Source organism: Mesorhizobium sp. M1E.F.Ca.ET.063.01.1.1, from assembly GCF_003998155.1.
GTDB lineage: Bacteria > Pseudomonadota > Alphaproteobacteria > Rhizobiales > Rhizobiaceae > Mesorhizobium.
The window spans coordinates 1-4955 of record NZ_RZSC01000438.1 but is presented as its reverse complement, the minus strand read 5'-3'; the positions used below and the strand labels follow the sequence as shown (position 1 = coordinate 4955).

At 64.3% G+C, this 4955-nt stretch carries 7 protein-coding genes and 1 pseudogene; 6 read left to right on the top strand and 2 right to left on the bottom strand.

Features of this window, described 5'->3' with window-relative positions; all coding sequences use genetic code 11:
• Positions 1-266: pseudogene (locus tag EOA29_RS24815) on the top strand (metallophosphoesterase); the annotation flags it as partial.
• Between the two features lie 15 nt (positions 267-281).
• On the opposite strand, the gene EOA29_RS24810 reads toward EOA29_RS24815, so the two are convergent.
• Positions 282-461 carry a CsbD family protein gene (locus tag EOA29_RS24810; protein ID WP_126094457.1) on the bottom strand — a complete coding sequence of 60 codons (180 nt, stop codon included), beginning with the start codon at positions 459-461 and terminating at the stop codon, positions 282-284.
• A gap of 168 nt (positions 462-629) precedes the next feature.
• Here EOA29_RS24810 and EOA29_RS24805 point away from each other — a divergent pair, with 168 nt between their 5' ends.
• From EOA29_RS24805 to EOA29_RS24785, 5 genes are all read left to right on the top strand, one after another.
• The gene (locus EOA29_RS24805) at positions 630-1289 is read left to right on the top strand and encodes a glutathione S-transferase family protein (protein ID WP_127221748.1); all 660 of its coding nucleotides are present in this window, start codon (positions 630-632) and stop codon (positions 1287-1289) included.
• A 113-nt stretch (positions 1290-1402) separates the two neighbouring features.
• Positions 1403-2158 (top strand): SDR family NAD(P)-dependent oxidoreductase, encoded by a 756-nt coding sequence (locus EOA29_RS24800; protein WP_126094455.1) that lies wholly within the window; start codon positions 1403-1405, stop codon positions 2156-2158.
• A 298-nt stretch (positions 2159-2456) separates the two neighbouring features.
• Positions 2457-2786, top strand: a complete 330-nt coding sequence (locus tag EOA29_RS24795; protein ID WP_126094454.1) for a YciI family protein — start codon at positions 2457-2459, stop codon at positions 2784-2786.
• Positions 2787-2991: 205 nt separating this feature from the next.
• Positions 2992-3324, top strand: a complete 333-nt coding sequence (locus EOA29_RS24790; protein ID WP_245464705.1) for a YkgJ family cysteine cluster protein — start codon at positions 2992-2994, stop codon at positions 3322-3324.
• A 233-nt stretch (positions 3325-3557) separates the two neighbouring features.
• Entirely contained in the window at positions 3558-4169 is a 612-nt protein-coding gene (locus EOA29_RS24785; protein WP_126094452.1) for a LysE family translocator, read from the top strand.
• 9 nt (positions 4170-4178) lie between these two features.
• Here the strand turns inward: EOA29_RS24785 and EOA29_RS24780 are convergent, their stop codons facing one another.
• Positions 4179-4955 (bottom strand): AraC family transcriptional regulator, encoded by a 777-nt coding sequence (locus tag EOA29_RS24780; protein WP_145969779.1) that lies wholly within the window; start codon positions 4953-4955, stop codon positions 4179-4181.

Here is a 4955-nt window from a genome sequence, read left to right as displayed (position 1 = left end):
GGTGGGGCGAGGCCGACCGCCAGGCGCTGGTGGCCGCGCTGAAGGGCTACAATGTCATCGCCGTCTTCCACGGCCATCAGCACGAAGTGCCGATGATCTACCAGCGCGACGGGCTCGACCTCGTCAAGCCGAAGGCGGCCTATATGGGCGGTTTCGCGCTGGCGCGGGTGACTGACGACAATATGGATGTGCTCCTGGGCGAGGCGGCCGGCGACCATGGCGAGGTCGTCTTCACCAACGCCTTTGCGAAGACGTTTGAGACGTGACCGCGGGCCTGCCAATCACATCGCTTTTTTGAGCATGGCTTTCATGTCGCCACAGGCCTTCTGCACCTGGCCCGCAGACTTGTCCGCCATGCCCCTGATTTGCATCACACGGTTTCCGGTGGCCTTGCCTATCGTTAGCCGGACCGAACCTTTGACCTGCTTGGCCAAGCCCAATATTTGATCCATGTTCACCATCTCCGCATCTCCCGGAGATCCAATCCGCGAGAGAAACGGCCAGGTCTGGTTCGCGGTTCCGTATCCGTGTGGTCGGCAGGGCCGGGCCGAGGGGGCGGCTGGCCTGCATAACCCTTGTCTGCTCCGCTATGCGATCACTAAGGTGACACCTGAATCGGGGGAACCGTCTTGGCGAACTTCACTCTCTTCATCGGCAACAAGTGCTTTTCGTCCTGGTCTCTCAGGCCATGGGTGGCGATGAAGCATCTGGAGATCCCCTTCGAGGAAAGCTTCGTGCGCCTGCGCACGCCGGAGACCGCCGCCAACCTTGCCAAGGTCTCGCCGACCGGACTTGTTCCAATCCTGAATCACAATGGCAGGATCGTCTGGGAAACCCTTGCGATCCTTGAATATCTGGCCGACCTCTACCCCGAGAAAAAGCTCTGGCCCGAAGACCTCGGCGCCGGTGCCTTCGCCCGCTCGGTAGCGACCGAGATGCATTCGGGTTTCCGCGAGGTGCGCTATGGCTGGCCGATGAACCTGCGCCGGCCGAAGGCCCATAAGCCGCTCGATGCCGAGGGCGAGGCGCAGCGGGCGCGCATCGAGGCGATCTGGCGGCAATGCCGCGAGCGATATGGCGAGGGCGGCCCGTTCCTGTTCGGCCATTTCACGGCCGCGGACGCCATGTATGCGCCCATCGTCACCCGCTTCGACACCTATGGCGGCGAGCTGGCGCCTGTCACCCGCGCCTATGTCGACGCGGTCCTGGCGACACCGGCGATGCGGCACTGGTACGCCGAAGCCGCCAAGGAGCCTTGGCCGGAGCCGGGACCGCACGAACAGGACTAGGCCAAGGCGAGCCGCTTCGATGTGGAGTTGCGTCAACTGCTCCGATGGCGGGGCTTCAAGAACGTCTCTCGCAGCCTATGTGAGGGAGCGGGCCGGGCTCCTGGAGAACTCTCATGACATCCACAAACTCCCAACTCGCCGGTAAGGTCGCGCTCGTCACCGGCGCCTCGTCCGGCATCGGCGAGGCGACCGCCGCCGCCCTTGCCGCCGCCGGCGCGAAGGTGGCGGTCGCCGCCCGCCGCGTCGATCGCCTGGCGACGCTGGCCGGCCGCATCGAAAAAGCCGGCGGCACGGCGCTGACCATCGAAGCCGACATCGCCAAGGGTGATGACGTCATCGCCATGGTCGACAAGGTCGTTTCCGAATGGGGCCGGCTCGACATCCTCGTCAACAATGCCGGCGTCATGCTGCTTGCGCCGGCGGCTGAAGCCGATCTCGACGACTGGCGGCGCATGATCGAGCTCAACCTGATCGGCTTGATGGCCACCACCAAGGCGGCGTTGCCGCACCTCAAGTCTGCCAAGGGCCATATCGTCAACGTCTCGTCGGTGGCCGGCCGCGTCGCCAATCCCGGCGCCAGCGGCTACTCGGCGACCAAGTTCGGCGTGGTGGCCTTTTCGGAATCGCTGCGCCGCGAGGTCTATGCCGACAAGGTGCGCGTCACCGTCATCGAACCCGGCCTCGTACGCACCGAGCTCGGCGACCACATCACCAATCAGGAATTCAAAGCCGGTCTGGAACACCGCCTTGCCACGATGGAAGCTCTGACCGCCGAAGATATCGCCAACGCCATTCTCTATGCGGTGAGCCAGCCGCCGCGCGTCAACATCAACGAAATCCTGATCCGCCCGACCGATCAGGAGCGTTGAACCAGGCAATGCGGCTGAGCTGCGCCTTTATGGCCGGCCAGGAAATCGGCCACGCTGCCGGCGATCTCTTCCCAGCCCGGCTCCTCCAGCAGCCAATGGGCGTGACGATCGCGGACGCCGAGTTTCGAAATCGAGGCGGAATATGCCGAGGTGATCGGTCACCGGCCTCGAGGACCTCAAGCGCCACCTCAAGGCGATCCTCGATCGCTTTGATCGGCAGGGCGGTTTCGGCATGGACTGAAGGGTCTCTTGCGCCAGCCGAGCTGGCCGGCGCAGTATTAGTCTCGGAGGAGCATCGATGGCCAGCAACGAAGCATCGCGTGAAGCCAAGGCGCCAATGATCTTCCATTGCCGGATGATCCCGCCGCGGCCTGATTTCGCCTTCACCATGACGGAGGAAGAGCAATCGCTGATGAACGCGCATGCCGACTATCTGCGCGGCCAGCTTCGCGCCGGCACGATGATGCTGGCCGGTCCCGTCGCCGATCCAGCCGGACCATGGGGCCTATTGATCCTGCGCGTCGGCAGCGAGGCCGAGGCCAGAGCGGTGACCGACGGCGATCCGGTGGTGCGTTCGGGCCGCGGCTTCCGTTATGAAATCCTGCCGATGATGAGCGCGATCATGTAGGGCGAAAAAAACGCCTCTCGCGCTTTTTACGGCGCGGGAGGCGCTTTTGCCGTCAACCTTTCTCGATTGCTCATGAACTGCTGACGACCAGAAATAACTCGCAGCCGGCGAAAGGGTTCCCGGCAAAATAAAAAATTCTTGTTCGATCGATGCGGGTGGATTCCCGACCTCTGTGCTAGAGGCACTTGCAGCACGAGGATCGCCTTTGCCGCACGACCAATCCCTTCTAATCCTTAGCGATGCATCTGCCGCGTTCGACTGCCAGAGCTGCGGCGCCTGCTGCGCTTATTCGGCCGACTGGCCGCGCTTTTCGACCGAGGAGGACGAACAGCTCGACCGCATTCCGGCCGAACTGGTTGCGGCCGACCACTCCGGCATGCGCTGCGAGGGGGGCCGATGTTCAGCGCTCACCGGCGAGGTCGGCAGACATACGGCCTGCGGCATCTACGAACTGCGCCCCGATGTCTGCCGCGCCTGCATGCCCGGCGGCGATGACTGCCTGATGGCAAGGGCGGCGTATGGGCTGGCGTTGAGCTAATTTCCTCGCCCCCGCAAGGCGGGGGAGAGGTGGCCGCGAAGCGGCCGGAGAGGGGGCTGCGACGCTGGTGGGTTTCCTCTGACTGCTTTCAAGGGCGGCGCCATTCCCCCTCTCCGTCTCGGCTTCGCCGAGCCACCTCTCCCCCACTTCGTGGGGGCGAGGAAAAGCGCCCCGCTTGCCCAGACCCACACCTCCCGGTACCGTGCCCCACGGGCAGGGCCTTGGAGGAAACCGTGAGCATCGAATTCCTGTTGACGTCGCTGATTATCGTCGCTTCGCCCGGCACCGGCGTTCTGTACACGCTGAGCGCCGGCCTTTCGCGCGGCGCGCGCGCCTCGGTCATCGCCGCCTTCGCCTGCACTCTGGGCATCATCCCGCACATGGCGGCCGCCGTCACCGGTCTCGCCGCGGTGCTGCACACCAGCGCAGTCGCCTTCGAGACGCTGAAATATCTCGGCGTCGCCTACCTGCTCTACATGGCCTGGAACACGCTGAAGGAGAAAGGCGGGTTGAGTGTCGACGAGAACGTCGCCCCGCGCTCCGCGGCCAGGATCATCACCTCCGGCATCCTGATCAACATCCTCAATCCAAAACTGTCGATCTTCTTCTTTGCCTTCCTGCCGCAATTCGTCAGCACCGGCGAGCCGCACGCGCTTGCCAAGATGCTGGAACTCTCCGGCGTCTTCATGCTGATGACCTTCGTCGTCTTCGCGGTCTACGGCGTGTTCGCTGCCTCGGTGCGCAGCCACATCGTGTCGCGGCCGATGGTGCTGACCTGGATGCGCCGCACCTTCGCCGGTGCCTTCGTCATGCTCGGCGCCAAGCTGGCGCTGGCCGATCGCTAGTTCGCCGCCTCAGTCAATCAGTTCGTTGCGCGGTTCGCCTTCGGTTTCGGGAGCCTCATCGCTTCCGGAGCCGGACGCGGCCCGAACGCCAAGCCGCCAGGCCGAAGGCGGGACGCCGATCATCTTCTTGAAGGCACGGCTGAACGCCGCCTCGGACTCGTAGCCGATGTCCGCCGCAATGCTGGCGATGTTGCTGTTGCCGGTGCTGAGCAGCTCCGAGGCGATTTGCATGCGCCATTTGGCGAGGTAGTGCATCGGCGGGATTCCGATGAGCCTTGTAAAGCGCTCCGCAAGGACCGTGCGGGACAGGGCGGATTCTCTCGCCAGGGATTCAATCGTCCAGTTGTGCGCCGGCCAGTCGTGGATCAGCGCCAGCGCCTTGCTCAGATGCGGATCGCGCAGACCCGCCAGCCAGCCGGTCTGCTGCGGCGGCAGCGATTCCACATAGCGACGCAGCACGTCGACAAACATCAGTTCGCTGAGCTTGGTGAGCACGGTCTCGCTGCCCGCCCGCTTCTGCGCGACCTCCGATACCGCCAGTTTGATGAACTGACCGAGCCAGCCGGCATCGCCTTTTGAGTCTCCGGCCTTGATGACCGGCGGCAGCGCTTCGAGCAGTGGGTTGAACGGCAGGGCATCACAGGCCAGATAGCCGCAGACGAGCCCGGCCGAGATCGATCCCTCGCCGCTGACGTAGTTGAGGTGGAACGGCTTTTGACTGGCGGATGCGATCTCCAGCACATCCGCCGGCGGCGGATCCGCCCGCAGGTCGGGATTGCTCGACAT